This is a genomic window from Mycobacterium paragordonae (genome assembly GCF_003614435.1).
Classification (GTDB): Bacteria; Actinomycetota; Actinomycetes; order Mycobacteriales; family Mycobacteriaceae; genus Mycobacterium; species Mycobacterium paragordonae.
Genome location: NZ_CP025546.1, coordinates 934538 through 960204 on the forward strand (window position 1 = coordinate 934538; position 25667 = coordinate 960204).

Here is a 25667-nt window from a genome sequence, read left to right on the forward strand (position 1 = left end):
GTGCGGTTCCTGACGACGGTGTTGTGCTGGCTGATCGCCACGGCCGGGCTGGCGGTGGCGCTGCCGGCGATGTGGGCCCAGGCGAACATCGTCGACGAGGACGGCTACAGCGAGCTGGCCGAGCAGGCGGCCCGGGATCCCGCGCTGCAGTCGGCGATGGCGTCGGAGCTCACCACCCGCGCCGTGGCGCTGATCAACGAACGCAGTGGGCGCCGCAACCCGGTCGACAGTTCGACGGTGCACGACGTGGCCGCGGCCTTCACCGCCGGTCCGTCGTTTCCGCCGCTGTTCGCCCAGGTGAACCGGGCCGCGCACGGCTGGCTGTTCAGCGCGCCGCAGCCGGGCGGCAACGAACAGTGGGTGGTCGACGTGGCGCCGATGCTCAAGGACACCGGCATCCAGCAGCAGCTGGCCACCTATAACGTGCAGGTCCCCGCGACGCTGAAGGTCCCGCTGACGGTGCCGGTGGACCAGCCGCTACGACAGGGACAGTTTCACCGCGCCGCGGTGTGGGGACCGTGGGTCAGTATCGGTGTGGCCGCCCTGACGGCGCTTTTCGCGTTCCTGACCGTGGTTGCCGCGCGCAGCCGCGGCCGGGCGGTGACAGCTCTGGGTGTGTCGGCGCTGCTCGTCGGCGCGGCCGGCTGGGCGGGGATCGAGATGGGTGGGCGCTCCCTCAATGAGGCGCTGAACCGGACCACCGGCGACATCCGGCGGATGGCCGATGTGATGGTGGGCCATGCCGAGAGCAGCATGCACCTGTGGCTCAACCTGACGTTGCTCACCGGTGCGGCGCTGGTGGTGCTCGGTCTGCTCGCCGCCGTGCTGGGCGGTCTGTTCAAGAGAAAAAGCCGGGGCTCAGCTACTTGAGGGGTAACTCGGCCAGGATCGCGCCGGTGGGTTTGGGCGATCCGGCGCCGGGCTCGACCGTGAAGGCCAGTGCCCGGCAGCTGCCGATCTCGTTGACCGTGGCCGTCGTCGTCGGCTGCACCGTCGCGGTGCCCATGGTGCCCGCGGATCTGGGGCCGTCGGCTCCGAGCAGCCACATCTGGTAGACGGTTCCATTGGACGGTGGCGGGACATTGTTCATCACGAGCACCGCCGCGTTGCGGTCCCGTGAGAACATGACCGTGGCCTGTCCCGGGCCCAGTGGGCGGGAGACCGTCTTCATATCCGGAGCCGTGAGGACCTGCTCGGTGACCGTCGAACTCGGGTGCGGTTGTACCAGCACGCCGAGGCCGAAGCCCGCCAATCCGATTACCACCGCCGCAGCGGCGGCGAAAACCTTTGTCCGCCAGAATGATTGACGCTGGCCGTCGCGGTGTTGCACCGCGGTGAGTACCGCGGTGCGCAGCTGGTCGGGCGGCTCGGCGACACTCGCCGAGGACAGCACTGCCAGCGTCTCGCGGACCGCGCGGACCTCATCGTGGAAGGCGGCCGCCAGGGGCGCGGGCGCGGCGGCGACCCGTCGGTCGATCTCGACGCGCTCCGCGTCGGACACGGCGTGCAGGGCATACGGAGTCGCCAGTTCAAGGAGTTCGAAGTCGGTCGGTTCGGTCATGAGACACCCAGGCAGTTGCGCAGGCCGCGCAGCGCGTCACGCATACGCGATTTGATGGTCGACAGGTTCGCAGCCAGCCGCTGCGACACCTCGGCATAGGTGAGTCCGCCGTAGTAGGCGAGCTCGATGCACTGACGCTGGGTGTCGGTAAGCCCTTCCAGGCACTGCGCCACCCGGCGGCGTTCGTCGCCCGCTATCGCCGACTCCGCGACGACGTCGCTGGCCGGCTCGAGGTTGGCCACGCCGTAGCGCGATTCGCGGTTGGTGCCCGCTTGCTCGCTGCGCACCCGGTCGATCGCCCGGCGGTGGGTCATGGTCAGCAGCCAGGCCAGCGCGGACCCTCTGGTCGAGTCGAACTCCGCGGCGGTCCGCCAGACTTCGAGATAGATCTCCTGGGTGGTCTCTTCGCTGTACCCGGCGTCGCGCAGCACCCGGGTCACCAGTCCGTACACCCGGGACTTCGTCTGGTCGTAGAACGCGGCGAAGGCAGCGTTGTCCCCATGCGCGACCCGGCGCAGCAAGGCGTCCAGGTCGCTGCTGGGCTGCAGCGGTCCGGTCATCGATCGGTAGCCTAAGTCAGCAACCGCCACACCCGGTACGCCGGTCATGACTGACGCACCTTTCTGGGTGGCCGCGGAACGAAGTAAGCGGTCCGCTCCCGGTATTCGGCGAATCCCGGCCGGCCCTTCATGTACTTCTCGGTCAGCCGCGCCCCGCTGACGTCCACCAGGAAGTAGGTCATCACCAGCGGCGAGACCGCCGTGGCCAGCGGCACCCAGCCATTGACCGTGACCAGCCACAACCCCCACCACACGCAGGCGTCGCCGAAGTAGTTGGGGTGCCGGGTCCACGACCACAGCCCGCGGTCCATGATCACGCCGCGATGGGCGGGGTCGGATTTGAATTCGCGCAGTTGCCGGTCTCCGAGTGCTTCGAAGGTGAACCCGAGCAGCCATACCGCCACACCGAGTGCGGTGACGGCCAGCAACGGCGTGGGGGTGGGGCCGGTGACCGCCGACAGCTGCAGGGGAAAGGAGATGAACAGCGTCAGAAAGCCCTGCAGCAGGAAGACCTTGCGCACCACCTGACCTACCGACGCGCCCCGCAGCAGGTTGGCGTAGCGGCGATCTTCGCCCTGCCCGGCGGTCTTGCGGTGAATGTGCCAGCTCAGCCGCAGACCCCAGATCGAAACCAGCGCCAGCAACAGCCAGCGCCGGGACGGATCCCCGCGGCCCACCACCGCCGCCACCGCCGCCACCACGACGAAGCCGATGCCCCACGCGACGTCGACGACGTTGTAGCGGCCGATCTTGCGGCCGATCGCGAAGGTGACCGAATGCACCACGACCACCGCCAGGGTGCACGCGCCCGTCACCGCCAGGATGTTGCTCTCGTTCACCGCGGACCCCTGCGCTCGAACGCCCACCGGTCGGCGTGATGGCGACCGGACCGGAATCCCGGTTTCGGGTCAGCCGGATACGGTTGCCACATGCGCGCGGACACCTCGTCGAATCCTAAGTGCGCCAATCGGTTACGACGCTGCAGGAAGCGCTCGCGGCACAGCCGCAGCGTCTGGGCGTAGTGCGGCCGCAGCGAGGCCGCGTCGACGGGGCGCAGGCTGTAGCGCTCGGTGATGTCGACGGTGGCCGCAGCAGACGGCAGCGGTCCGCCAGGGACAATGTACTTCCGAATCCGGGCGCGCGTATTGCGAGTGGCCGCTATCCGCTCACGCGAGGTGGTGACCGCCGGTATCGCCACTCGGTCACCGGGCCCGGACGGCACCTTCGCGGCCGCCGGCCGGCTGCCGGAACCGATTGGCGCGAAGCGTCTTTCGATGGTGCCGGCGCTCATTGCGCTGCCGCGGGAACTCGTCGTAACCACAGTTTGATCCCCTGAAGACGGATGCGCGCGGCCTCCGCCAGGGGCGCCAGCGGTGACAGGAACTGCAATGCCGCGACGTGCCAGTTCGTCGCGGGAAGTCGCTCGCCGCGCAAGGTGGCGGTGAACGCGAGCCGGCGGTCCCGCAGCAGCGACACCATGACGTCGACATCGTGCTCCGGAGGTGGGGCCAGTACCAGGTAGTTCCCGTCGACCGGGTTGTAGGGCGAAACGTACAGCCGCTTGCTGACCAGCACCGGCGAATCGGCCGGCGGCAGCAGATAGACGTGGCGCCCGCCGTAGGTGTGTACTTCGGCGACTACGTGGCGTAACCGGCCGTCGCGGTCGTGGCACCAGAAGACGCTCAGCGGGTTGAAGGCGTACCCGAAAACGCGTGCCTGCAGCAACGCGGTGACCCGGCCGTCGGGCATGGCGGTGTCGTGCTGGGCGAAGAACCTTTCCAGCCGGCGGCGCAGCTGGTCGGAGGTGTCGAGTCGCGCGAAAGGCCTTAACCACCAGGGCAGTTCGGGGAGATGGTCGATGTCGACGTGCCAGCTACAGCTGCGGTAACGCAACGAATGCTGCTCGGGAACCTGCCGGCAGTGGCTGATCGTGGTGCGGTAGATCGTCGGCGTCAGCGCGGCGACCCCGCCGCCGATGAGCGCTACCGATCCTCCGTGTTGTGCCTGCACATCTATTATTCGGAGCGCCGTGCCGGACGGATGGCCCGCGCGGACTGCTATGCGGGATCGGCGCTCGGGATCAGCGCTCGGCGCTCAGCGCCGGAGACCTGTCGGTGGCCGGCTCCTGGCGGGGGAGCCGGGGGCTGCGGCCCGGACGGGACCGCACCCGGATGGGCCACCAGAACCAGCGGCCCAGCAACGCCGCGATCGAGGGCGTCATGAACGCCCGCACGATCAGCGTGTCGAACAACAGACCGAGACCGATCGTGGTGCCCACCTGTCCGATCATCCGGGCGTCGCCGATGATCATGGACGCCATCGTGAAGGCGAAGACCAGGCCGGCGTTGGTCACGACCTTGCCGGTCCCGCCCATCGAACGGATGATGCCGGTATTGAGGCCGGCATAGATCTCCTGTTTGAACCGGGACACCAGCAGCAGGTTGTAGTCAGATCCCACGGCCAACAGCACGATCACGGACATCGCGAGCACCAGCCAGTGCAGCGGAACGCCGAAGATGTGCTGCCACACCAGGACTGACAGGCCGAACGAGGCGCCCAGCGACAGTGCGACCGTTCCGACGATCACCGCCGCCGCCACGAAAGCCCGGGTCAGGATCAGCATGATGATGAAGATCAGGCACAGCGACGAGATGCCGGCGATCACCAGGTCCCACTTGGCGCCTTCGGAGATGTCCTTGACGATGGCGCCCATTCCGGAGACATAGATCTTGGAGTCTTCCAGCGGGGTGCCCTTGAGCGATTCCTCGGCCGCCGTCTGGATTTTGCCGATGCTCGCGATGCCCTCGGCGGAGGCCGGGTCCCCCCGATGCAGGATGATGAACCGCGCCGCGTGCCCGTCGGCGGACAGGAAGTTCTTCATGGCGCGCTTGAAGTCGGAGTTCTTGAACACCTCCGGCGGCAGGTAGAACGAGTCGTCGTTCTTGGCGGCGTCGAAGGCGTGGCCCATCGCCGTCGCGTTGTCGCTCATCTCGTCCATCTGCTGGAAGATGCCGGACATGGTGCTGTGCATGCTCAGCATCATCGTTCGCATGCTGACCATGGTTTCGATCATGGGCGGGAAGGTTGCGATCATCTGCGGCATCAGCACGTCGAGTTGCTTGATGTCGCCCACCAGGACGTCCAACTTCTCGTCGATCTGGTCAATACCGTCGAGCGCGTCGAACACCGACCGCAACGACCAACAGGCGGGGATGTCGTAGCAGTGTTTCTCCCAATAGAAATAGGAGCGGATCGGCCGGAAGAAGTCGTCGAAGTTGGCGAGTTTGTCGCGCAGCTCGCGGGTGATCTGCTGCATCTCCTCGGTGTCGCCCACCATCTTGTGGGTGACCCCGACGAGCTGGGACATCAGGCCGTACATCCGCTGCATGAGCGCGATAGTCTTGCTCATCTCGTCGGCCTGCTTGAGCATGTCGTCCATCCGGTCGCGCTGGTACTTCATGGTCTGCATCTGACCGGCGCTCTGCATGCTCATCTGGAACGGAATCGACGTGTGGTCCATCGCGGTGCCGTCCGGCCGGGTGATGGCCTGGACGCGGGATATCCCGGGCACCCGGAAGATGCCCTTGGCCAGCTTGTCCAGGATCAGGAAGTCAGCCGGATTCCGCATGTCGTGATCCGACTCGATCATCAGGATCTCCGGCTTCATCCGGGCCTGGGAGAAGTGCCGGTCCGCGACGACGAAGCCCTGGTTGGCCGGGATGAAGCTGGGCAGGTAGGCCCGGTCGTCATAGCTGGGCTTGTAGCCGGGCAGGGTGAGCAGGCCGATCAGGGCGATCACGCACGTGACGGCGAGGATCGGCAGCGGCCAGCGCACGACCGCCGTTCCGACCCGGCGCCACCCCCGCACCGACAGCACCCGCTTGGGGTCGAACACACCGAACCGGCTGCCGACGACGAGCACGGCCGGTCCCAGCGTCAGCGCGACCAGAACCGCCACCAGCATGCCGACCGCGCAGGGGATGCCCAGCGTCTGGAAGTACGGCATTCGGGCGAACCCGAGACACAGCGTCGCGCCCGCGATCGTCAGACCGGATCCCAGAATGACGTGGGCGGTGCCGTGATACATCGTGTAGAAGGCGGACTCCCGGTCCTCCCCGGCCTGACGCGCCTCCTGATATCGGCCGATGATGAAGATCCCGTAGTCGGTTCCCGCCGCTATCGCGAGCGACGTGAGCAGGCTGACGGCGAAGGTCGACAACCCGATCAGCGCGTTGCTCCCGAGGATGGCGACGGCACCGCGTGCCGCACTCAGTTCGATCCCGACGGTGACCAGCAGCAGCAGCACCGTCAGCGGCGATCGATAGATGAACATCAGCATGCACAGGATCACCACGATCGTGGTGATGGTGATCTTGGCCATCGATCTGTCGCCGCTGTGCTGCAGGTCTGCGGCCAGTGCCGAAGCCCCGGTGACGTAGGCCTTGAGCCCGGGCGGCGGTGGGGTGGCGTCCACGATCTTGCGGACGGCCTCGACGGATTCGTTGGCCAGCGGTTCACCCTGGTTGCCGGCGAGGTTCAACTGAACCGTGACGGCCTTGCCGTCGTTGCTCTGCGCGCCCGCCGCGGTCAGGGGGTCGCCCCAGAAATCCTGGATGCTCAGCACGTGCTTGTCGGCCCGCAGTTTGCGGATCAGGCCGTCGTAGTAACGATGCGCCGCGTCGCCGAGCGGCTGCTCGCTCTCCAGCACGATCATCGCGACGCTGTCGGTCTCCCCTTCCTTGAAGACCTGGCTGATCCGTTTGAGCGCGACGAACGACGGAGCGTCCTTGGGGCTCAGGGAAACCGAACGCTGCTGCCCGACGATCTCCAGGGACGGAACGAGCACGCTGAGCAGCACGACGACCAGCACCCAGAACAGGATGATCGGCACCGCGAAGGCATGGATCATCCGCGGGATGAACGGGCGGTGGGGTGCGGGCTCGACGGCGGGGCTGTCTCGGCGATCCTCGGTGTAGGTGGTACTCACGCGGACTTGACCAGACAGAAGGTAAAAGCGTTGACCTCGTTGGAGACTCGCTCCGATTTGACCACGTCGTCGATCAGGATGCGGCACCCGATGCTGTCCCCGTCACCCTGGGCCATCAGGTTGCCGACCATCGCGGCCTTGTTCGTGCTGATGTGCAGCGACCAGGGCAGCGGGGCGTTGTCCACGCGCTGCGGATCGGCGTTGACGTCGAAGTAGCTGATGTCGGCAACCGTGCCCGCCGGACCGAACACCTCGTACGTGATTCGCTTGGGGTTGAACGGCTCTGGGTTCTTGAGGTTGCTGTCCGCGTACGATGCCCGCTTCTCCGAGCCGAAGTAGCCGTGGACCCGGTTCACGATGAAAGCGCCGGTGACCAACACCGCCAGAATGACGAGTGGAATCCACACGCGCGACAGCACCTTGAAAATCTCAGGTCCCTTTCACCGTTGGCATCGCTCAGGTCGGACGATACCCGCCCTAGGAGACGCTTGCGTCTTCATTCAACCGGCCGCACTGCGCAGATCGGCAGCGCATCACGAACACAATTAGCCTTACCTAAGTAAAACACGGCCGTGTCGGGCGAGCGGCAGACTCCCTCCTCCACGGGTTTCTCTAGGGGCCCGATTCTAAGGCATATTGCGTGCGTAAAGTCCCGATTTCCGCGCGCAAATCACGCCATGTGCGTTATCCTCAGCCGGTGGCGCAACTCAGTTTCCGGCGCGCCCGCACCGAGGAGAACAAGCGTCAGCGCGCTGCGGCGCTCGTGGAAGCAGCGCGCGCAATCGCATCGGAAACCGGTGTCGCGTCGGTGACCCTGACCGCGGTGGCCGGCCGAGCGGGCATCCACTACTCGGCGGTGCGCCGATACTTCACCTCCCACAAGGAGGTGCTGCTGCACCTGTCCGCCGAAGGCTGGCAGCGGTGGTCGGACACGGTCTGCGCGCAACTCGGCGAGCCGGGGCGCATGTCAGCGGCGCGGGTGGCCGAGACGATGGCCAACGGCTTGGCCGCCGATCCGCTGTTCTGCGACCTGCTCGCCAACCTGCACCTGCATCTCGAGCACGAGGTCGATGTCGACCGGGTCATCGAGATACGGCGGACCATATCCGCAGCCGCCATCGCCCTGGCCGGCGCGATCGAACGGAGTTTGCCCGACCTCGGCCGGTCGGGCGCGTTCGACATGCTGATCGCCGCCTACTCCCTGGCCGCGGCGTTCTGGCAAATCGCCAACCCGCCGGAGCGGATCTCGGATGTGTACGAGGAGGAACCGGAGTTGCTGCCGCCCGAATGGAACATCGATTTCCCGTCCGCGCTCACCCGGGTGCTCACCGCCACCTGCATCGGCTCACTTGCGGGGTCCCGATGAACGTGTCGGCGAAGATCTTCATGCACAAGGCCTTTGCGCACCACGCCGAGATTTCCTACTGTTTGTGCATTAGGTTAGAGAGACTAAGTTGATATCCAGGCTGATTAGATGGCGGCTCTCGTCACTAAATAGGAAGCGCCCATGACGACGACCGAGCCAAGGACCGAACCGTTGACGATTCCGGATTCTGCTGGCGGCGAAGGCAAGACGGCGGCGCGCCCACGGGCCAAACGCAAAGGTCTGATGAGCGTGGCCACCCGGTTCTGGCTCATCCTCACGGTGCTGGCCGTCGTCGCGCTGTCGGGGTTTGCGGTCTACCGGTTGCACGGCATCTTCGGCGTTCACAGCGGTTCGTTCGGTGGCGGCTCCTCCGGAGACGTCATCGACCAGTTCAATCCCAAGACCATCACCCTCGAGGTCTGGGGTTCGCCCGGCAGCACGGCGACCATCACCTACCTCGATGAGAACTCCCACCCGCAGCAGGCGCTGAATGTGCCCCTACCGTGGAAGACGGAATTGAAGTCAACGAAACCCGGGATCCCGGCCAACCTGATGGCACAAGGCAACGGCAGCTGGATCGCCTGCCGGTTCCTCGTCAACAACAACGACGGGAAGGGTGACATCGTCAAGGCGCCTAATCAGTCGCCGCCCAACGAGACCGTCAACGCCTTCGTCTACTGCCTGGACAAGTCCGCGTGAGTGAGACCACCGCGGCCGATCCTGCCCCGCCGCGCGTCGACCAGCCGCTGATCCCGCCGTTCCTACCGCGGATGATCCATCGGCTGGCTCTGCCCATTGTGCTGGTGTGGTTGGGCATAGTCGTGGTGACCAATACCGCTGCGCCGCAACTGGAGGCCGTCGCCAAAGAGCATTCGGTATCGCAGAGCCCCACCGATGCGGCGTCGTTTCAGTCGATGATGCGGGTCGGAAAGACGTTCAAGGAGTTCGATTCCGACAGCTCGGCGATGATCGTGCTGGAGGGTGACAAGCCGTTGGGGGCGGAGGCGCACCGCTACTACGACGAGATCGTCCGGCGAATCGAGCAGGACACGAAACACGTGCAGCACGTGCAGGACTTCTGGAGCGATCCGTTGACCGCCGCGGGGTCGCAGAGCCACGACCAGAAGGCCGCCTACGTCCAGGTCTACCTCGCCGGCAACATGGGCGGCGGCCTGTCCGCCGAGTCCGCCGATGCCGTCCGCAAGATCGTGAACTCGGTGCCCGCCCCGCAGGGAATCAAGGCTTACGTCACCGGCGCGGGTCCGCTGTTCGCCGACCAGTCCCACGCCGGCGAGAAAGGCGTCGCGATCGTCACCCTGGTCACGATCCTGGTGATCTTTGTGATGCTGCTCTTCGTCTACCGCTCGCTCGTCACCGTCCTGGCCGTGTTGTTCATGGTCTTCGTCGAATTGCTGGCAGCCCGGGGCGTGGTTGCCCTGCTGGCCAACTACGAAATCATCGGACTCTCCACGTTCGCCAACAATCTGCTGGTGTTGATGGCGATCGCTGCCGGAACGGACTACGCGATTTTCGTGGTCGGCCGCTATCACGAGGCCCGTGGCCTGGGGGAGAGTCGCGAACAAGCCTTCTACACCATGTTCCACAGCACCGCGCATGTCGTGCTCGGGTCGGGCCTGACCATCGCCGGCGCCATGTACTGCCTCAGCTTCTGCCGATTGCCGTATTTCGAGTCACTGGGCGCACCGTGCGCCATCGGCATGTTGGTGGCCGTGCTCGCGGCGTTGACCCTGGGACCTGCGGTGCTGACCGTGGCGTCATTCTTCAAACTCCTGGATCCGAAGCGAAAGCTGCAGACTCGGGGCTGGCGCCGCATCGGCACCGCGATCGTTCGTTGGCCCGCACCGGTTTTCGCGGTCACGATCGCGGTTGCCCTGGTCGGTCTGATCGCTCTGCCGGGCTACAAGACGGATTACGACACCCGTCACTTCCTGCCCGAGGACACCCCCGCCAACATCGGTTACGCGGCTGCCGACCGGCACTTTAACCAGGCTCGGCTCAATCCCGAGTTGTTGATGATCGAGACCGATCACGACCTGCGTAACTCGGCCGACTTCCTGGTGCTGGACAAGGTCGCCAAGGCGGTCTTTCACATCCCCGGCATCGGCCGGGTGCAGACCATTACCCGGCCGTTGGGCACGCCACTCGACCACAGCACCCTCGGTTTCCAGATGGGCGCCCAAGCCGCCGGGCGGCAGCAGACCGAGCACTTCCAGGATGAGCAGGCCAAGAATCTGCTGAACCAAGCGGGCGAGTTGCGCAAGACGATGGCCACGTTGCGTGAGCAGATGCAGGTCACCCAGGACCTCAGCAACACGACGCACGAAACCACCAAGCTCACCAAGGAAACCGTGAAGATCACCGAGGCGCTGCGCGACGACATCGCCACCTTCGACGACTTCTTCCGACCGATTCGTAGCTACTTCTATTGGGAGAAGCACTGTTTCGACATCCCGATCTGCTGGGCGCTGCGGTCCATCTTCAATGCGCTCGACGGCATCGACCAGGTGGCGCAGAACATCCTGGCCCTCAGCCAGAACCTGGACAGGCTGGATGCGATTCAGCCCAAGCTCGTCGCGTTGATACCCCCGCAGATCGAAAGCCAGCAGCGCAATCTCGACACCATCATGTCGAACTATGCGACGACGACGGGTCTCAACGACCAGGCCAGGGCGCAGGCCGACAACGCCACCGCCCAGGGGGATGCGTTCGACAGGGCGAAGAACGACGACACGTTCTACCTTCCGCCGGAAGCGTTCCAGAGCCCGGATTTCGCGCGGGGTCTCAAACAGTTCATCTCACCGGACGGGCACGCGGTCCGGTTGATCATCTCGCATGAAGGCGACCCGGCGTCTCCGGAAGGCATCAACCTCATCGAGCCGATCAAGCGGGCCGTGCACGAGGCGATCAAAGGCACGCCCTGGGAGGGAGCCAAGGTCTACCTCGGCGGTACCGCCGCGACGTACAAGGACATGCACGACGGCTCGAACATCGACCTGCTGATCGCCGGAATATCAGCTGCCACACTGATTTTCATCATCATGCTGGTGATCACCCGAAGTGTCGTGGCGGCCGTCGTGATCGTCGGCACGGTGCTGTTGTCGCTGGGCGCCTCGTTCGGACTCTCCGTGCTCCTATGGCAGTACATCCTGGGCATGAAGTTGCACTGGATGGTGCTGGCGATGGCGATCATCCTGCTGTTGGCGGTTGGCTCCGATTACAACCTGCTGCTGATATCGCGGTTCAAGGAGGAGATCCATGCCGGTCTCAAGACGGGGACGATCCGGGCGATGGCGGGTTCGGGCTCGGTGGTGACCGCCGCGGGTCTGGTGTTCGCCGCCACCATGGGCACATTCGCTTTCAGTCCTTTGAAAGTCATGGCCCAGGTGGGTACGACGATCGCGCTGGGTCTGCTGTTCGACACCTTGATCGTGAGATCGTTCATGACGCCCTCGCTGGCCACCCTGCTCGGGCGGTGGTTCTGGTGGCCGCAGCACGTACGCCCACGGCCGGCCAGCAGCATGCTCCGACCCTACGGACCTCGTCCGGCGGTGCGTGAACTCATCGGCAGCGACGTGGAAGAACAACCGGCCGGCGGAGTGGTGACACGGCGCTAGCGCGGCCGGCGCCGGAGCACTACTCAGGGGTGGGATCTAGAGCGCGACGACGTCGCGCATGATGTCGCTCAACTCCGAGACGGGGGCTCCGCACGTCAGGCAGTAGGCGCCCGACGAGCGCCTGAGCTGGCCCACCTGCACCAGGATCTCGGCCTCGGCCCGCCACAGACACGCGATGCAGACGATCTCGACGATGTTTCCGAACGGGTCGACATGGGAGTGGTTGCATTCATCCACCGCGTGCCGATGAACGATGTGAGTTGCCCGGTTGGTGCAGCCGGCTTCGAATTGACAGGTGATGGTCTGCCAGTCCAGGGCCGCGAGCGTGCCAGGGATGCCGTTGCCAGTTGTTTGGCTCATGCGATGTCCTCCAGCTTCCGGAACGCAGTCGCACTCATCCCCCGCAGCTCGAGCGGATGATTGGCTGGCCGGAGGTCCATTATGGGTTTGTTTGACCCACCGCGGCAAGGGCCCGGACGATGTATTTATGTCCGGTCCGGCAGTTGCGGTCCCCCGACGAAACCGTACCTTGAGTGCTATCTAGCACTATTCCGCAGGTCATCGGGTTGGGACTATCCTCCGAACGGCCTCCGGAAGGATGAAATTTCTGTCCCCCAATCGGGGGACAGAACCGTAAAAGTCTGCTACGGCACCGAATGAAGGTTTGGGTGCGCTGCCTAGGGCTGGTTGACGCAGAACGCCACACACAGCGCTGAGACGGGGATGGAAACCCACTGCAGTTGGCCGTCCGCCTGGCGTTCGCAATAGATCGGGCCGGGCTTGCCCCAGACTTTCGCGCCTTCCGGTGAGCATTGCTTGCCGAGATCGGTGTCGGCGTGTGCCGGGCCAGTGCCGAAGGCGACCGCCATGGGAGCGAGCGCCGTCATCATCGCCGCGGCGACGAATTTCCGTGCGCGCATCTCGCCTACGCCCAGTTCCAGACCGACATATCGCCGGCGGGGTACCCGTTGCACGCATCGGTGCCCTTGGCGACGACGCCCTTGTTGTTGAAGAAGATCTTCATGTGGTTGACCCACGCGAAGGTGAGCGGGTCGCCGTTGTAGAAGTTCTCGGAGTAGTCCCTGCGCTCCGCCGGGGAGAGCGAGAAGAACCAGTGCGCCTTGTTGATCGTCGCTTCCTGCAGGTTCGCGTGGTTGTTGAAGTCGATCATGTACCGCTCGTAGTACACCGGGCTGGTGTCCCGCACGGCAGCCAGATACTGCTCAGCGTCGCAGGTGGTCGCGATCATCCTGCGGGGGATCGGGAAATCCTCCGTGGAATCGGCTTTCGCCACCGTCGGGAAGACCACCGCGGCGATCGCGAGAGCAAGTAGAAAAACGCCTGCACGCAGGCCGTTACTCAGCCGAGACATCATGGTTACCGTAACACTTTCGTGGTTGCAAAGATTCCGACGGCGGTTTCCTTTTTGATTTCGTAGTCGATCTTACTACCCATCGCGATCAGGAACTATCACGTGTGACGGGTTCGGCCGCAGCTCCGGGGGAGCCTGGCTGTAGTCGCCGAACGGGCCGTCCCGGCGCTCCACCGCGGCCCGGACGCCCTGCGTCTCGGCGGTGCGGATGAAGTCGAGCGCATCGGGGGTGTTGCGCATCAGGCCGTCGAGGATGCCGCCCAGCAGCTGGGTGGACGCCAGGCCCATGTTCTCGTAAGCCTGGTTGACGATCAGCTTCTGCGCCCGCAGCTGCGACAACGGGATCTGCGCCAACTCGGCCGCGATCTCGGCGACCCGGGCCTCCAGCCGCTCGAACGGGACCGCTTCGTTGATCAGTTCGATCTCGGCGGCCTGCACACCCGTCAGCGGCCGGCCGGTCAAGGAGTGCCATTTCACTTTGGCCAGGCTGAGCCGGTACAGCCACATGCCGGTCAGGTAGGCGCCCCACATCCTGCTGTACGGGGTGCCGATCACCGCGTCCTCGCTGGCGATCACGATGTCGGCGCACAGGGCGTAGTCGCTGGCCCCGCCGACGCACCAGCCGTGCACCTGCGCGATCACCGGCTTGGACGCCCGCCAGATGGCCATGAACTTCTGCGTCGGCGCGGTCTCGCGTGCGCTGACCATCGCGAAATCCTTGCCCGGATCCCACCGGCCCTCAGTCATCATGTCCTCGCCCCAGTGCTGGAAGCCGCCGCCGAAGTCGAAGCCGCCGGAGAAGGCGCGCCCGGCGCCGCGCAGCACGATGACCTTGATGTCGTGGTCGCGCTCGGCCAGCCCGATGGCGGCTTCGATCTCGTCGGGCATGGGCGGCACGATCGTGTTCAGGTGCTCGGGACGGTTGAGGGTGATGGTGGCCACCGGGCCACTGCTGGAATACAGCAGCGTCTCGAATTCGGGCCCGGCAGAAGGGGCGGGAGAAGGCTCGGAAGAAGGCATGAACGCAAGCGAAGCCGCGTCGAATTATGGTGTCAAGCCTGCTGGCGGCGTCTCATCGCCAGCCCGGCCAACACGGCGAACGCGACGGCCGCGCACGTGGCCAGCAGGTAGATGCCGTAACGCTGGAATGCGGCATAGAGCGTCTCGATGTGATTGCCGGCCAGATATCCGGCGAGAACCCATACGGTGACCCATACCGCGGAGCCCAGCGCGTTGTAGGCCAGGTAGCGGCGCCAATTCATCCGGGCCAGCCCCGCCGCTATGCCGCTGGCCTGGCGCAGCCCGTCGACGAAGCGCCCGATGGAGACCACGAGGTGGCCGCGCCTGGCGAAAAAGCGCTCCGTCCTGGCCAGCCGATCGGGCGTGAGCAGCACGTAGGGACCGAACCGCAGGACCAGCTCGCGGCCACCGTAGCGGCCGATGGCATAGCCGGCGTTGTCCCCGGCCACGGCTGCCAGCAACCCCGCGACCAGCACCGGGATCAGGGCGAGATGGCCGCTGGCCGCGTAGATTCCGCCCGCGATCAGGATCAGCTGACCGGGCAGCGGTATCCCGATCCCTTCCAGCCCCACCAGAACCCCGATCGCCGCGTACCCGTACCTGTCGAGGCTGGGGGCAAGCGTGTCGAAGATTCCCGGCAGTTGCGCGGACATGCGTTCCAGGGTGCCCGATGCTGCTCGCAGCTAGACGTTGTAACCGTCACAGCTACGTGTCGGTTGTCAGCACTTTCCACAGAAACGAGTAACTCAACGCCGTCTTGAACGCGAGTTGTTCGTTGTCCGCCGCGCCGCCGTGGCCGCCCTCGATGTTCTCGTAGTACCAAACCCGATGACCGGTGGCCTCCAGCGCGGCGGTCATCTTGCGGGCATGACCGGGATGCACCCGGTCGTCGCGGGTGGATGTGGTCAGCAGGATCGGCGGGTACGCCCGGTCGGCTGAAATGTTCTGATACGGCGAGTATTCGGAGATGAACGCCCAGTCGTCCGGGTTGTCCGGGTCGCCGTATTCGGCCACCCAGGAGGCGCCGGCCAGCAGCAGGTGGTAGCGCTTCATGTCCAGCAGGGGCACGCTGCAGACCAGTGCGCCGAACTTCTCCGGATATCTGGTCAACATGATTCCCATCAGCAGTCCGCCATTGCTGCCGCCCTGGGCGCCGAGCTGACCGACCGTGGTGATGCCGCGCCGGACGAGGTCGTCGGCGACGGCCACAAAGTCTTCGGCCACCTTGTGGCGGCCTTCGCGCATCGCCTGGGTGTGCCAGCCCGGCCCGTATTCCCCGCCGCCGCGGATGTTGGCCAGCACGTAGGTGCCGCCGCGCGCCAGCCACAACCGGCCCAGCACCCCGCTGTAGCTGGGAGTGAGCGACGTCTCGAACCCGCCGTAGCCGTAGAGCAGCGTGGGGGTCGGTCCGGTGGTGCCGACCGGGCGGACGACGAAGTACGGCACCGAGGTGCCGTCCTCGGATGTGACGAAATGCTGTTGCACCGAGAGGTTTTCCGAGTCGAAGAAGGACGGCGCGGATTTGATCGGCTCCAGGTCGCCGGGGCCGGTGCCGCGCAGAAGGCGCGACGGAGCGGTGAAGCCGCTGCAGTCCAGGAAGAACTCGTCGCCGGTGTCGTCGGCGGTCGTGATGACGGTGTTGGTCGCCTCGGGCAGGCCCGACAGCGGCTCGCGCTGCCAGGTGCCCGGTGTGACCATCTCCACGCGGGTGGCGACGTCGGCCAGCGTGACGAGCAGCAGCCGGTCCCTGGTCCAGGCGTAGTAATAGAGGCAGGTGTGTTCGTCGGGCTCGAACACCACCGCGAAATCCCTTGCACCGCTGATGAATTGGTCGTATTCGGCGGCCAGTAGCGAACCGGCGCGATAGGTGGTGTCGTTGACGGTCCAGTCCGTGCGAAGTTCGACCAGTAGCCACTCGCGGTGCACCGACATGCTGCTGGCGTCGTCGGGCACGTCGATCAAGATCAGCTCTGTTCCGCGCAACTCGTAACGCTGCCGGTTCCAGAAGTCCAGGGAGCGGCCGATGAAGGTGCGTTCGAAGCCGGGCGTGCGGTCCTTCGAACCGCCGGCGCTCACATCGGTGGGCTCACCCTCGAAGATCGTCTGGGCCTCGGCCAGCGGTGTGCCACGTCGCCACCGCTTAAGGATCCGCGGGTACCCGGATTCGGTCATCGAGCCCGGGCCGAAGTCGGTGCCCACCAGGACGGTGTCCGGGTCATCCCAGCCGATCTGTGACTTCGCCTCCGGCAACTCGAACCCGTCGGCAACGAATTCTCTTGTCGCCATGTCGAATTCGCGCACAACTACGGCGTCCGAGCCGCCCGGGGAGAGGTTGATCAGGGCGCGGGTGAGCTCGGGCTCGATCACGTCCGCGCCGGCCCACACCCAGTTCCGGTTGTCCGCGCGCCCCAACTCATCGACGTCGATCAGCACATCCCACTCGGGTGAGTCGGTGCGGTAGCTCTCCAGCGTGGTGCGCCGCCACAGCCCGCGGGGGTTGGTGGCGTCGCGCCAGAAGTCGTACAAATAGTCGCCGCGCCGGCGGACGTAAGGGATCCGGGCATCGGTGTCGAGCACCTCGAGCGCCTCGGTGCGCATCGTCTCGAACTCTGCGTCGCAGAACTCCGTCTTGGTCGGCTCGTTGCGGGCGCGCACCCAATCCAGTGCTTCCTCACCGGTGACGTCTTCGAGCCAGAGGTAGGGGTCGTCGGCAGTGTCAGATGGCATGGAAGCCATTCTGGCCCAGCGGTAGTGTGAGCTGTATTACATGACCTAACGAGGAGCCGAGCAGATGCCTGTCTTTGCACGTCCCGGGACTTCCGGGGCGCTGATGTCCTATGAGTCGCGGTACGGGAACTTCATCGGCGGCGAGTGGGTCGCGCCCGCTGCCGGCCGCTACTTCGAGAACCCGTCGCCGGTGACCGGCCAGTCGTTCTGCGAGATCCCGCGGTCCGACGAGACCGATATCGAGAAGGCGCTGGACGCCGCACACGGCGCGGCACCGGCCTGGGGCAAGACATCGCCGGCCGAACGGGCCGCGATCCTGAACAAGATCGCCGACCGCATCGAGGAGAACACCGCCGCGCTGGCGGTGGCCGAAGTGTGGGACAACGGCAAGCCGATCCGCGAGGCGCTGGGCGCCGACATCCCGTTGGCCGCGGACCATTTCCGGTACTTCGCGGCCGCGATCCGGGCCCAGGAAGGCGCGCTTTCCCAGATCGACGACGACACCGTCGCCTACCACTTCCACGAACCGCTCGGCGTTGTCGGGCAGATCATCCCGTGGAACTTCCCGATCCTGATGGGCGCCTGGAAGCTGGCGCCGGCGCTGGCGGCCGGCAATGCCATCGTGCTCAAGCCCGCCGAGCAGACCCCCGCCTCGATCCTGTACCTGATGTCGCTGATCGGTGACCTGCTGCCGCCGGGAGTGCTCAACGTCGTCAACGGCTTCGGCGCCGAGGCCGGCAAGCCGCTGGCCTCCAGCAACCGGATCGCCAAGGTCGCGTTCACCGGCGAGACCACCACCGGGCGACTGATCATGCAGTACGCCTCGCAGAACCTGATCCCGGTCACCCTCGAACTCGGTGGCAAGAGCCCCAACATCTTCTTCTCCGACGTGATGGCCGCCGGGGACGATTTCCAGGACAAGGCGTTGGAAGGCTTCACGATGTTCGCGCTGAACCAGGGCGAAGTCTGCACCTGCCCGTCGCGCAGCCTGATCCAGTCCGACATTCACGACGAGTTCCTGGAGCTGGCCGCGATTCGGACCAAGGCCGTCCGGCAGGGCGACCCGCTGGATTCCGAGACCATGCTGGGATCGCAGGCGTCCAACGACCAACTGGAAAAGATCCTGTCTTACATCGAGATTGGCAAAGGGGAAGGCGCCAAGATCATCACCGGCGGCGAACGCGCCGAGCTGGGCGGCGACCTGTCCGGCGGTTTCTACATGCAGCCGACGATCTTCAGCGGTAACAACAAGATGCGGGTCTTCCAGGAGGAGATCTTCGGGCCGGTTGTGACGGTGACATCGTTCGACAGCTATGACGACGCAATCGGTATCGCCAACGACACCCTCTACGGACTGGGGGCGGGGGTGTGGAGCCGCAACGGCAACACCGCCTACCGGGCCGGACGGGACATCAAGGCCGGACGGGTGTGGGTCAACTGCTACCACGTGTACCCGCCGCACTCGGCCTTCGGCGGTTACAAACAGTCCGGCTTCGGACGCGAGGGCCACCTGATGGCGCTCGAGCATTATCAGCAGACCAAGAACCTGCTGGTCTCCTACTCCGAAAAGGCACAGGGCTTCTTCTGATGATCCCGGGGGCGCTCATCACCGCTCCCGCCGCCGAACTGCTGGAGCGGTTGCAGGACCGGCACGGGCCGGTGATGTTTCACCAGTCGGGCGGTTGCTGCGACGGATCCTCGCCGATGTGTTACCCGCGCGGCGACTTTCTGGTGGGGGACCGCGACGTACTGCTCGGTGTACTCGATGTCGGTCCCGACGGCGTGCCGGTGTGGATCTCCGGTCCGCAATACGAGACCTGGAAGCACACCCAGCTGGTCATCGATGTGGTGCCCGGCCGCGGCGGCGGCTTCAGCCTCGAAGCGCCGGAGGGGATGCGATTTCTCAGCCGTGGCCGGGTGTTCTCCGAGACCGAAAGTGCAACGCTGCGAGCCCAACCCGTGATCACCGGCGCCGCGTACGAGCGTGGCGAAAGGCCGTCAATACGAGGCCATCTTGTGACCGACAACGCGCCGGGGACCTGCCCGGCGCCGCCTCGGTAATTCAGTAAGGTGCTCTACCGTGATCCCCCTCCCGCGTGCCTGGCTGCTGGCTAGCGCCATGCTTGTGGGCAGCGCGGTGGGACAGCTGCTGGCAGTGGCGTCCAGCCTCCTGATACATGCCCGGATCCGTCCGGACATCGCCATCGCGCTGGTGGTCGGGATACCCGCCGTGGTCGGACTGTCGGTCATCCTCTTTTCCGGGCGCCGATGGGTGACCATGCTCGGCGCGGCGATCCTGGCGCTGGGGCCTGGCTGGCTGGGCATGCTCGTCGCCCTGCAGGTGGTCTCGCATGGCTGAGAAGAAGGCCGAGCAGGACCGCGAGTCGAGCCCCGGCACCGAGCCGTTCGTGCCCGATTTCGACTCCGGCGAGGTGCCCGTCGCCCCGACGTACGACGCCGGTGAACCGTCGGTGCCGTTCGTCCCGGACTTCGACACCGACTCCCAACCGTTTCTGCCGCTGACCGGACTCGATGAAGAGCCGGTCAAGAAGTCCGAGCCGGCGCCGGCCGGGGAGGAGCTCGCGCCGGTGCCGCCGGCCGCGGTGACTCAGCCCGATGCCGCGACGGGGTCCGAGGCACCCGGGCCCATTGCCGTGCCCGGCCGCTACCTCTACCTGAAGTGGTGGAAGTTCGTTCTGGTGCTGTTCGGGGTGTGGTTCTTCGCCGCGGTCTTCGGGCTCAGCCTGTTCTATTGGTGGTACCACACCATCGACAAGACGCCGCCGGTGTTCGCGACGTTCGTGTACGTCGTGGCCTGCGTCGCGGCGGGCCTGATTCTGGCAATGGTGGAATCCAAGCCGCTGGTCGCAGCTTTGGCCATCGCGGTGATGTCGGCGCCGTTCGCCTCCGTCGCTGCCGCGGCGCCCCTGTACGGGTCGTACTACTGCGAGCGCATCACGACACCGTGTGTGATGGGCGTACTGCCCGAATAACTGGCCGCGCCCCGCTTCGCGGCCCTTGCGGCCACCATTAGGGTTGAGGCCGTGACCCACTATGACGTCGTCGTTCTCGGAGCAGGTCCCGGCGGATACGTAGCAGCCATTCGTGCCGCACAGCTCGGGTTGAACACCGCAATCATCGAACCGAAGTACTGGGGCGGCGTCTGCCTCAACGTCGGGTGCATCCCGTCGAAAGCGTTGCTGCGTAACGCCGAACTCGCCCACATCTTCACCAAGGAAGCCAAGGCCTTCGGCATCAGCGGAGAGGCAACCTTCGACTTCGGGGTCGCGTTCGACCGCAGCCGCAAAGTGGCCGAGGGCCGGGTGGCCGGTGTGCACTACCTGATGAAGAAGAACAAGATCACCGAGATCCACGGGTACGGCCGTTTCACCGACGCCAACACGATCTCCGTGGAGCTGAACGATGACGGTGGCACCGAGGAGGTCACGTTCGATAACGCGATCATCGCCACCGGCAGCAGCACCCGCCTGGTCCCCGGCACCTCGCTGTCGGAGAACGTGGTCACCTACGAGAAGCTGATCCTGACACGGGAACTGCCGAAGTCGATCGTCATTGCGGGCGCCGGCGCCATCGGCATGGAGTTCGGTTACGTGATGAAGAACTACGGCGTCGACGTCACGATCGTCGAGTTCCTGCCCCGGGCGCTGCCCAACGAGGACGCCGACTCATCCAAGGAGATCGAGAAGGCGTTCAAGAAACTGGGCATCAAGATCCTCACCGGCACCAAGGTGGAATCCATCACTGACAATGGTTCCGAGGTCACCGTGTCGGTGAGCAAGGACGGCAAGAGCGAGGACCTCAAAGCCGAAAAGGTGTTGCAGGCCATCGGCTTTGCGCCCAACGTCGAGGGCTACGGACTGGACAAGGCCGGAGTGGGGCTCACCGACCGCAAGGCGATCGGCATCACCGACTACATGCAGACTTCCGTGCCGCACATCTACGCCATCGGCGACGTCACCGGAAAGCTGATGCTGGCACACGTCGCCGAGGCCATGGGCGTGGTGGCGGCCGAAACCATCGCCGGCGCAGAGACTTTGGCGCTGGGTGACTACCGGATGCTGCCGCGCGCCACGTTCTGTCAGCCCAATGTCGCCAGCTTCGGTCTCACCGAGGAGCAGGCCCGCGACGAAGGCTACGACGTGGTGGTCGCCAAGTTCCCGTTCACCGCCAACGCGAAAGCGCACGGCGTCGGCGACCCGAGCGGTTTCGTCAAGCTGATCGCCGACGCCAAGTACGGCGAGTTGATCGGCGGACACCTGGTGGGTCACGACGTGTCCGAACTGCTGCCGGAGCTCACGCTGGCGCAGAAGTGGGACCTGACCGCTAACGAATTGGCCCGCAACGTACACACCCACCCGACCATGTCGGAGGCCCTGCAGGAGTGCTTCCACGGACTGATCGGTCACATGATCAATTTCTGAAAACCGCTCGCGTTTCTATGAATACGCCCAGCGCCCGCCCGGCTTCATTGACGAAGAATTTTTCGTAATCTAGTTTTCGTATCAGGTGGGGCGGCGCGGGCGCGGCAGTGAGGAAACTCGCCAGCCGTAGACCGCCTCAACCGCCTCGCTGGTTGACCGATAACCAGAGGGCGGAAACATATGAGAATCAACGCTTTTCCCGCGACAGTCGCTCTTCTGTTCGGGCTGGGGCTGGGGGCGGCACCGCAGGCCGCGGCCGAAGTCCCATCGATGAACGGGATCTACCATTACGCCGACGAGGACGGCGCCGTCGGGACGTGGACCATCACGACCACCTGCAACCCGCGCTGCGTCGCCAATGTGACGACTTCACCGGGGCACGGTTTCGAAGCCCACCTCGAGAATGGCCGGTTCGTGACTACGCGGGTCGTTCCCGATGGTCTGGAATGCCCGCGCGTTTTCATGAATGAACTGTGGCTCGGCGGCGGAACCCACGCGGTGGTCGCAACTCAGTGGTGGGACCCCGTAACACTGACCGGCGAAGTGCACTTCTCGCACAACTCGCCGCCATGCACGCTGGATGATCAGCATGACCGGTTCACTCTCACCCGAATCGGCTGAACCAGCGCTCGGCAACCGCAGATGACCGTTGGGGATACGATCGCGGGGTGTTCATGTCCCGCAACGAGGAACCGCGACACGGTGCTGTCGTGATCGGCGCGATCGGCGGGCTATTGGCCGGTTATGTCTTCTGGCTGGCCGCCATCACCATCGGCGACGATCTCACCACGGTGAGCAAGTGGAGCCTGGCGGTGCTGCTGCTGTCGGGCGCGCTCGCGGTCGGTGCGGTGATCTGCGGCTTGCTGATGCGCTGGCGCCGCCGGTACGGATGGTCGGCGTTCGCCTTCGGCGTTCCGGTGCTTCCCGTGGCGTTGACGCTGGCCGTGCTGGCCAACCTCTATTTCTGACGCTACCGCGGGTTGTCCAGCGGAATCCTCAGCGCGGTGATCGTTGCCGCCAATCCGTCGTATTGCGTTGCGAGCATGCAGAATTCGATCAACCGAGCGCGGTTGAGATGGCCCGCCAGCTGCTGCCAGGTCTGTTCGCTGATCGTGCGGTCCTTGATCAACTCGTCGGTCGCGTTCAACAGCGCCTGTTGGCGGGCGCTGAGCACTTTGCGCGGCCCGTCTCCCGGCGGGGCCTCGGGCCAGGCGAAAATGGTGGCCTGGGTCTGAGCGTCCAACCCGGCCTTACGCGCCATCCCACGATGATGCTGAAGTTCGTATTCGCAGGACCGCAGGTGGCCGACCCGCAGGATGACCAACTCGGTGTCGATGGTGGGTAGCCGTCCCCGCAGCAGGCGCCCGGAATAGATGGCCCACGTCCAGAACAGGCCCTGGCGGGAACCCAGTGTGGTGAACAGGTGCATCTCGGGTGCGCCCACTTTGCGCGCGGCGAGTTTCGCGACCACCCAGTTGACCGGCCCGAGTTGGCGAAGCCGGCCGGAGGGAATGCGGGCCACCTGGTTGCCGGTCATGCTTGCTTCACCAGGTACGGGGAAACGGTGCTGCGGTGCTCGTCGATATCGAGCGCGCGACCCAGCGCCGGGAACGCCCGTTGCGGACAGTTGTCGCGTTCACAGACCCGGCATCCCGCGCCGATCGGCGTGGCGGTTAATTCCAAATTCCCAGACAAGCTGAGCCCCTCTGAGTAGACGAGTCGGTGCGCGTGGCGAAGTTCGCAGCCGAGCCCGATCGCGAAGGTTTTTCCGGGCTGACCATACCGGGCCGCGCGCCTCTCGACGGTACGGGCCACCCACATGTAGTTGCGCCCGTCGGGCATCTGAGCGATCTGCACCAGGATCTTGCCGGGATTGGCGAAGGTCTCGTAGACGTTCCACAGCGGGCAGGTGCCCCCGGTGGAAGAGAAGTGAAAGCCGGTGGCGGACTGGCGTTTTGACATGTTGCCGGCCCGGTCGACCCGCACGAACGACAGTGGCACGCCGCGCATCGAGGGCCGCTGCAGCGTGGAGAGTCGGTGTGCGATGGTCTCGTAGCTGACCTGATAGAAAGCCGACAGCCGTTCGACGTCATAGCGGAAGTTCTCGGCGACGTCGTGAAACTGGCGGTAGGGCAGCACCGCGGCAGCAGCGAAGTAGTTCGCCAGCCCGAGCCGCGCCAGTTTCCGTGACTCCTCACTGGTGAACTTGCCGTCGGTGACCAGACCGTCGATCAGTTCGCCGTACTCGAGGTAGGCCAACTCGGCAGCCATCTTGAACACCTGCTGCCCGGAGGCGAGGTGGTTACTCATCTCCAGCGTTTTGGTCTGGGGGTCGAAGCGGTGCAGTACCGAGTCGCCGAGATCGATGCGCCGGGTGATGTGCACCCCGTGTACCTCGGTGAGCCGCCGGGTCAACTCACGGGCCAGGTCTCCGTGGTGCATCCGCATTTCGAGGGTGAGCTCCTCGGCCGCCGTGTCCAGCTCGTGCAGATAGTTCTGGCGTTCATAGAAGTAGTCGCGGACTTCCTCGTGGGGCATGGTGATCGCCCCGCTGCCGCTGCTGCCGTCGAAATACCGCTCCTCAGTGGCGGCGGCCAGTTGGGCGGTGGTGATCCGGAAGCGGCGGTGCAGGTTGACGACCGCTCGCGCCAGGGCCGGGTGGGTGTTGACCATCTCGGCGATCTCGGTCGGGTCGACGTCGATGTCCAGGTCGCGGTCCGTGGTCACCTCGCGCAACTCGGCGACCAATCTGGTGTCGTCCTGGGAGGCGAAGAAGGTGGCGTCCACGCCGAACACCTCGGTGATCCGCAGCAGGACCGCCACCGTCAGCGGGCGGACGTCGTGCTCGATCTGGTTGAGATAGCTCGGCGAGATATCCAACATCTGCGCCAACGCGGCCTGGCTGAATCCGCGCTCGCTGCGAAGCTGCCGGACGCGCGCGCCGACGAACGTTTTAGACACTCTGACCAGCGTAGTCCAGATTGCGAAGATCTGCTTCGCAGACTTGGCAGACGGCGTTTCATCGGTTCGGCAATTGGTATTTCGACAACGTCGTTGGCATGATTCGCATCGACGTTCCCAGGGATAACCTGGTTTTCGCACGAGGAGGAAACGGGGAGCAGCGCCGTGAGCCTGGACAAAACTTTGATGCCGGTGCCCGACGGTAGCCCCGATGTTTTCGACCGCGAGTGGCCGCTGCGTGTCGGCGACATCGACCGGACCGGCCGGCTGCGGCTGGACGCGGCGTGCCGGCACATCCAGGACATCGGCCAGGACCAGCTGCGCGAAATGGGCTTCGAAGAAACGCACCCGCTGTGGATCGTGCGCCGGACCATGGTCGACCTGATTCGCCCCGTCGAATTCCAGGACCTGCTGCGCTGCCGTCGCTGGTGCTCGGGCACCTCGAACCGGTGGTGTGAGATGCGGGTCCGCATCGACGGGCGCAAGGGCGGCCTGATCGAGTCCGAGGCGTTCTGGATCCACGTCAACAAAGAAACCGAGATGCCGGCACGCATCGCCGACGACTTCCTCGCGGGTCTGCACAAGACGACCACCGTGGAGCGGCTGCGCTGGAAGGGTTACCTGAAGCCGGGCAGCCGCCAGGACGCCACCGAGATCCACGAATTTCCGGTGCGAGTGACCGACATCGACCTGTTCGACCACATGAACAACTCGGTGTACTGGAGCGTCGTCGAGGACTACCTGGCGGCCCACCCCGAGCTGATGACCCTGCCGCTGCGGGTGACCATCGAGCACGAGGCGCCGGTGGCGCTGGGCGACAAGCTGGAGATCATCTCGCACGTGCACCCGCCCGGTTCGACCGAACAGTTCGGCGCCGGACTGACCAACCGGACTGTTACAACGCTCACATATGCGGTCGGCGACGAGACGAAAGCCGTCGCCGCGCTGTTCACTCTCTAACCGGACAAGCGTCCCGGTAAATTGCCGATGACCTGCAGGTTTCGGTTACCGGCCGGTAGCTTCTGAACCGTTTCAG

Annotated in this window: 27 protein-coding genes; 12 read left to right on the forward strand and 15 right to left on the reverse strand. The window is 65.3% G+C overall.

Features of this window, described 5'->3' with window-relative positions:
* Positions 1 to 870 (forward strand): hypothetical protein, encoded by an 870-nt coding sequence (locus tag C0J29_RS04265; RefSeq protein WP_120791621.1) that lies wholly within the window; start codon positions 1 to 3, stop codon positions 868 to 870.
* On the opposite strand, the gene C0J29_RS04270 is transcribed toward C0J29_RS04265, so the two are convergent.
* The 7 genes from C0J29_RS04270 to C0J29_RS04300 form a co-directional block, all read right to left on the reverse strand.
* On the reverse strand, positions 863 to 1561 hold the full coding sequence (locus C0J29_RS04270) for an anti-sigma factor (RefSeq protein ID WP_065044515.1): 699 nt from the start codon (positions 1559 to 1561) through the stop codon (positions 863 to 865). The genes C0J29_RS04265 and C0J29_RS04270 overlap by 8 nt on opposite strands.
* Positions 1558 to 2121, reverse strand: coding sequence for a sigma-70 family RNA polymerase sigma factor (locus C0J29_RS04275; protein WP_120794542.1), 564 nt, complete (start codon positions 2119 to 2121; stop codon positions 1558 to 1560). Before C0J29_RS04275 ends, C0J29_RS04270 begins: the two co-directional genes overlap by 4 nt.
* A 44-nt stretch (positions 2122 to 2165) precedes the next feature.
* Positions 2166 to 2936, reverse strand: coding sequence for a DUF1295 domain-containing protein (locus C0J29_RS04280; protein ID WP_120794543.1), 771 nt, complete (start codon positions 2934 to 2936; stop codon positions 2166 to 2168).
* Between the two features lie 20 nt (positions 2937 to 2956).
* Positions 2957 to 3442 carry a class I SAM-dependent methyltransferase gene (locus tag C0J29_RS04285; RefSeq protein ID WP_242460352.1) on the reverse strand — a complete coding sequence of 162 codons (486 nt, stop codon included), beginning with the start codon at positions 3440 to 3442 and terminating at the stop codon, positions 2957 to 2959.
* Positions 3409 to 4131, reverse strand: a complete 723-nt coding sequence (locus C0J29_RS04290; protein WP_242460353.1) for a DUF1365 domain-containing protein — start codon at positions 4129 to 4131, stop codon at positions 3409 to 3411. The genes C0J29_RS04285 and C0J29_RS04290 overlap by 34 nt, the downstream gene beginning before the upstream one ends.
* Positions 4132 to 4201: 70 nt before the next feature.
* Positions 4202 to 7030 carry an MMPL/RND family transporter gene (locus C0J29_RS04295; RefSeq protein WP_120794545.1) on the reverse strand — a complete coding sequence of 943 codons (2829 nt, stop codon included), beginning with the start codon at positions 7028 to 7030 and terminating at the stop codon, positions 4202 to 4204.
* A gap of 74 nt (positions 7031 to 7104) precedes the next feature.
* Entirely contained in the window at positions 7105 to 7527 is a 423-nt protein-coding gene (locus C0J29_RS04300; protein WP_082977947.1) for an MmpS family transport accessory protein, read from the reverse strand.
* A 260-nt stretch (positions 7528 to 7787) separates the two neighbouring features.
* On the opposite strand from C0J29_RS04300, the gene C0J29_RS04305 reads away from it, so the two are divergent.
* The 3 genes from C0J29_RS04305 (at position 7788) to C0J29_RS04315 (ending at position 12109) form a co-directional block, all read left to right on the forward strand.
* The gene (locus tag C0J29_RS04305) at positions 7788 to 8474 is read left to right on the forward strand and encodes a TetR family transcriptional regulator (protein ID WP_120791623.1); all 687 of its coding nucleotides are present in this window, start codon (positions 7788 to 7790) and stop codon (positions 8472 to 8474) included.
* Positions 8475 to 8615: 141 nt separating this feature from the next.
* Entirely contained in the window at positions 8616 to 9173 is a 558-nt protein-coding gene (locus C0J29_RS04310; protein WP_065044519.1) for an MmpS family transport accessory protein, read from the forward strand.
* Positions 9174 to 9244: 71 nt separating this feature from the next.
* A complete protein-coding gene (locus tag C0J29_RS04315) occupies positions 9245 to 12109 on the forward strand; it encodes an MMPL/RND family transporter (RefSeq protein WP_120794546.1) in 2865 nt (954 codons plus the stop codon).
* A 36-nt stretch (positions 12110 to 12145) separates the two neighbouring features.
* On the opposite strand, the gene C0J29_RS04320 is transcribed toward C0J29_RS04315, so the two are convergent.
* The 6 genes from C0J29_RS04320 to C0J29_RS04345 all read right to left on the reverse strand — a co-directional run bounded on the left by C0J29_RS04320 (position 12146) and on the right by C0J29_RS04345 (position 17237).
* Positions 12146 to 12469 carry a hypothetical protein gene (locus C0J29_RS04320; protein ID WP_065044521.1) on the reverse strand — a complete coding sequence of 108 codons (324 nt, stop codon included), beginning with the start codon at positions 12467 to 12469 and terminating at the stop codon, positions 12146 to 12148.
* Positions 12470 to 12786: 317 nt separating this feature from the next.
* Positions 12787 to 13029: a hypothetical protein gene (locus C0J29_RS04325; protein WP_065044522.1), complete on the reverse strand. Its 243-nt coding sequence runs from the start codon at positions 13027 to 13029 to the stop codon at positions 12787 to 12789.
* Positions 13030 to 13034: 5 nt separating this feature from the next.
* A complete protein-coding gene (locus C0J29_RS04330; protein ID WP_065044673.1) occupies positions 13035 to 13481 on the reverse strand; it encodes a DUF5078 domain-containing protein in 447 nt (148 codons plus the stop codon).
* Positions 13482 to 13556: 75 nt separating this feature from the next.
* Entirely contained in the window at positions 13557 to 14501 is a 945-nt protein-coding gene (locus tag C0J29_RS04335; protein WP_120791624.1) for a crotonase/enoyl-CoA hydratase family protein, read from the reverse strand.
* Positions 14502 to 14533: 32 nt separating this feature from the next.
* Complete coding sequence (locus C0J29_RS04340) at positions 14534 to 15154, reverse strand: DedA family protein (protein WP_120791625.1); 621 nt, start codon at positions 15152 to 15154, stop codon at positions 14534 to 14536.
* 52 nt (positions 15155 to 15206) lie between these two features.
* Complete coding sequence (locus C0J29_RS04345) at positions 15207 to 17237, reverse strand: prolyl oligopeptidase family serine peptidase (RefSeq protein ID WP_120791626.1); 2031 nt, start codon at positions 17235 to 17237, stop codon at positions 15207 to 15209.
* A gap of 55 nt (positions 17238 to 17292) precedes the next feature.
* Between C0J29_RS04345 and exaC the strand changes: the two genes are divergently transcribed.
* From exaC to C0J29_RS04380, 7 genes are all read left to right on the forward strand, one after another.
* Positions 17293 to 18816, forward strand: a complete 1524-nt coding sequence (exaC, locus tag C0J29_RS04350; RefSeq protein ID WP_065044526.1) for an acetaldehyde dehydrogenase ExaC — start codon at positions 17293 to 17295, stop codon at positions 18814 to 18816.
* Positions 18816 to 19289 carry a DUF779 domain-containing protein gene (locus C0J29_RS04355; protein WP_065044527.1) on the forward strand — a complete coding sequence of 158 codons (474 nt, stop codon included), beginning with the start codon at positions 18816 to 18818 and terminating at the stop codon, positions 19287 to 19289. Before exaC ends, C0J29_RS04355 begins: the two co-directional genes overlap by 1 nt.
* 19 nt (positions 19290 to 19308) lie before the next feature.
* Complete coding sequence (locus tag C0J29_RS04360; RefSeq protein ID WP_065044528.1) at positions 19309 to 19587, forward strand: putative holin; 279 nt, start codon at positions 19309 to 19311, stop codon at positions 19585 to 19587.
* Positions 19580 to 20221 (forward strand): hypothetical protein, encoded by a 642-nt coding sequence (locus C0J29_RS04365; RefSeq protein ID WP_065164816.1) that lies wholly within the window; start codon positions 19580 to 19582, stop codon positions 20219 to 20221. The genes C0J29_RS04360 and C0J29_RS04365 overlap by 8 nt, the downstream gene beginning before the upstream one ends.
* Before the next feature lie 51 nt (positions 20222 to 20272).
* Positions 20273 to 21670, forward strand: coding sequence for a dihydrolipoyl dehydrogenase (gene lpdA / locus C0J29_RS04370; protein WP_120791627.1), 1398 nt, complete (start codon positions 20273 to 20275; stop codon positions 21668 to 21670).
* Positions 21671 to 21850: 180 nt separating this feature from the next.
* A complete protein-coding gene (locus tag C0J29_RS04375) occupies positions 21851 to 22291 on the forward strand; it encodes a hypothetical protein (protein WP_120791628.1) in 441 nt (146 codons plus the stop codon).
* 53 nt (positions 22292 to 22344) lie between these two features.
* A complete protein-coding gene (locus C0J29_RS04380) occupies positions 22345 to 22638 on the forward strand; it encodes a hypothetical protein (RefSeq protein WP_065044674.1) in 294 nt (97 codons plus the stop codon).
* 2 nt (positions 22639 to 22640) lie between these two features.
* On the opposite strand, the gene C0J29_RS04385 is transcribed toward C0J29_RS04380, so the two are convergent.
* Together C0J29_RS04385 and ramB are read right to left on the reverse strand one after the other, a co-directional pair.
* A complete protein-coding gene (locus tag C0J29_RS04385) occupies positions 22641 to 23207 on the reverse strand; it encodes a carboxymuconolactone decarboxylase family protein (RefSeq protein ID WP_065044532.1) in 567 nt (188 codons plus the stop codon).
* On the reverse strand, positions 23204 to 24631 hold the full coding sequence (gene ramB, locus C0J29_RS04390; RefSeq protein ID WP_065044533.1) for an acetate metabolism transcriptional regulator RamB: 1428 nt from the start codon (positions 24629 to 24631) through the stop codon (positions 23204 to 23206). The genes C0J29_RS04385 and ramB overlap by 4 nt, the downstream gene beginning before the upstream one ends.
* A 165-nt stretch (positions 24632 to 24796) precedes the next feature.
* On the opposite strand from ramB, the gene C0J29_RS04395 reads away from it, so the two are divergent.
* Positions 24797 to 25591 carry an acyl-[acyl-carrier-protein] thioesterase gene (locus tag C0J29_RS04395; RefSeq protein ID WP_065164811.1) on the forward strand — a complete coding sequence of 265 codons (795 nt, stop codon included), beginning with the start codon at positions 24797 to 24799 and terminating at the stop codon, positions 25589 to 25591.
* Positions 25592 to 25667: the final 76 nt, after the last annotated feature.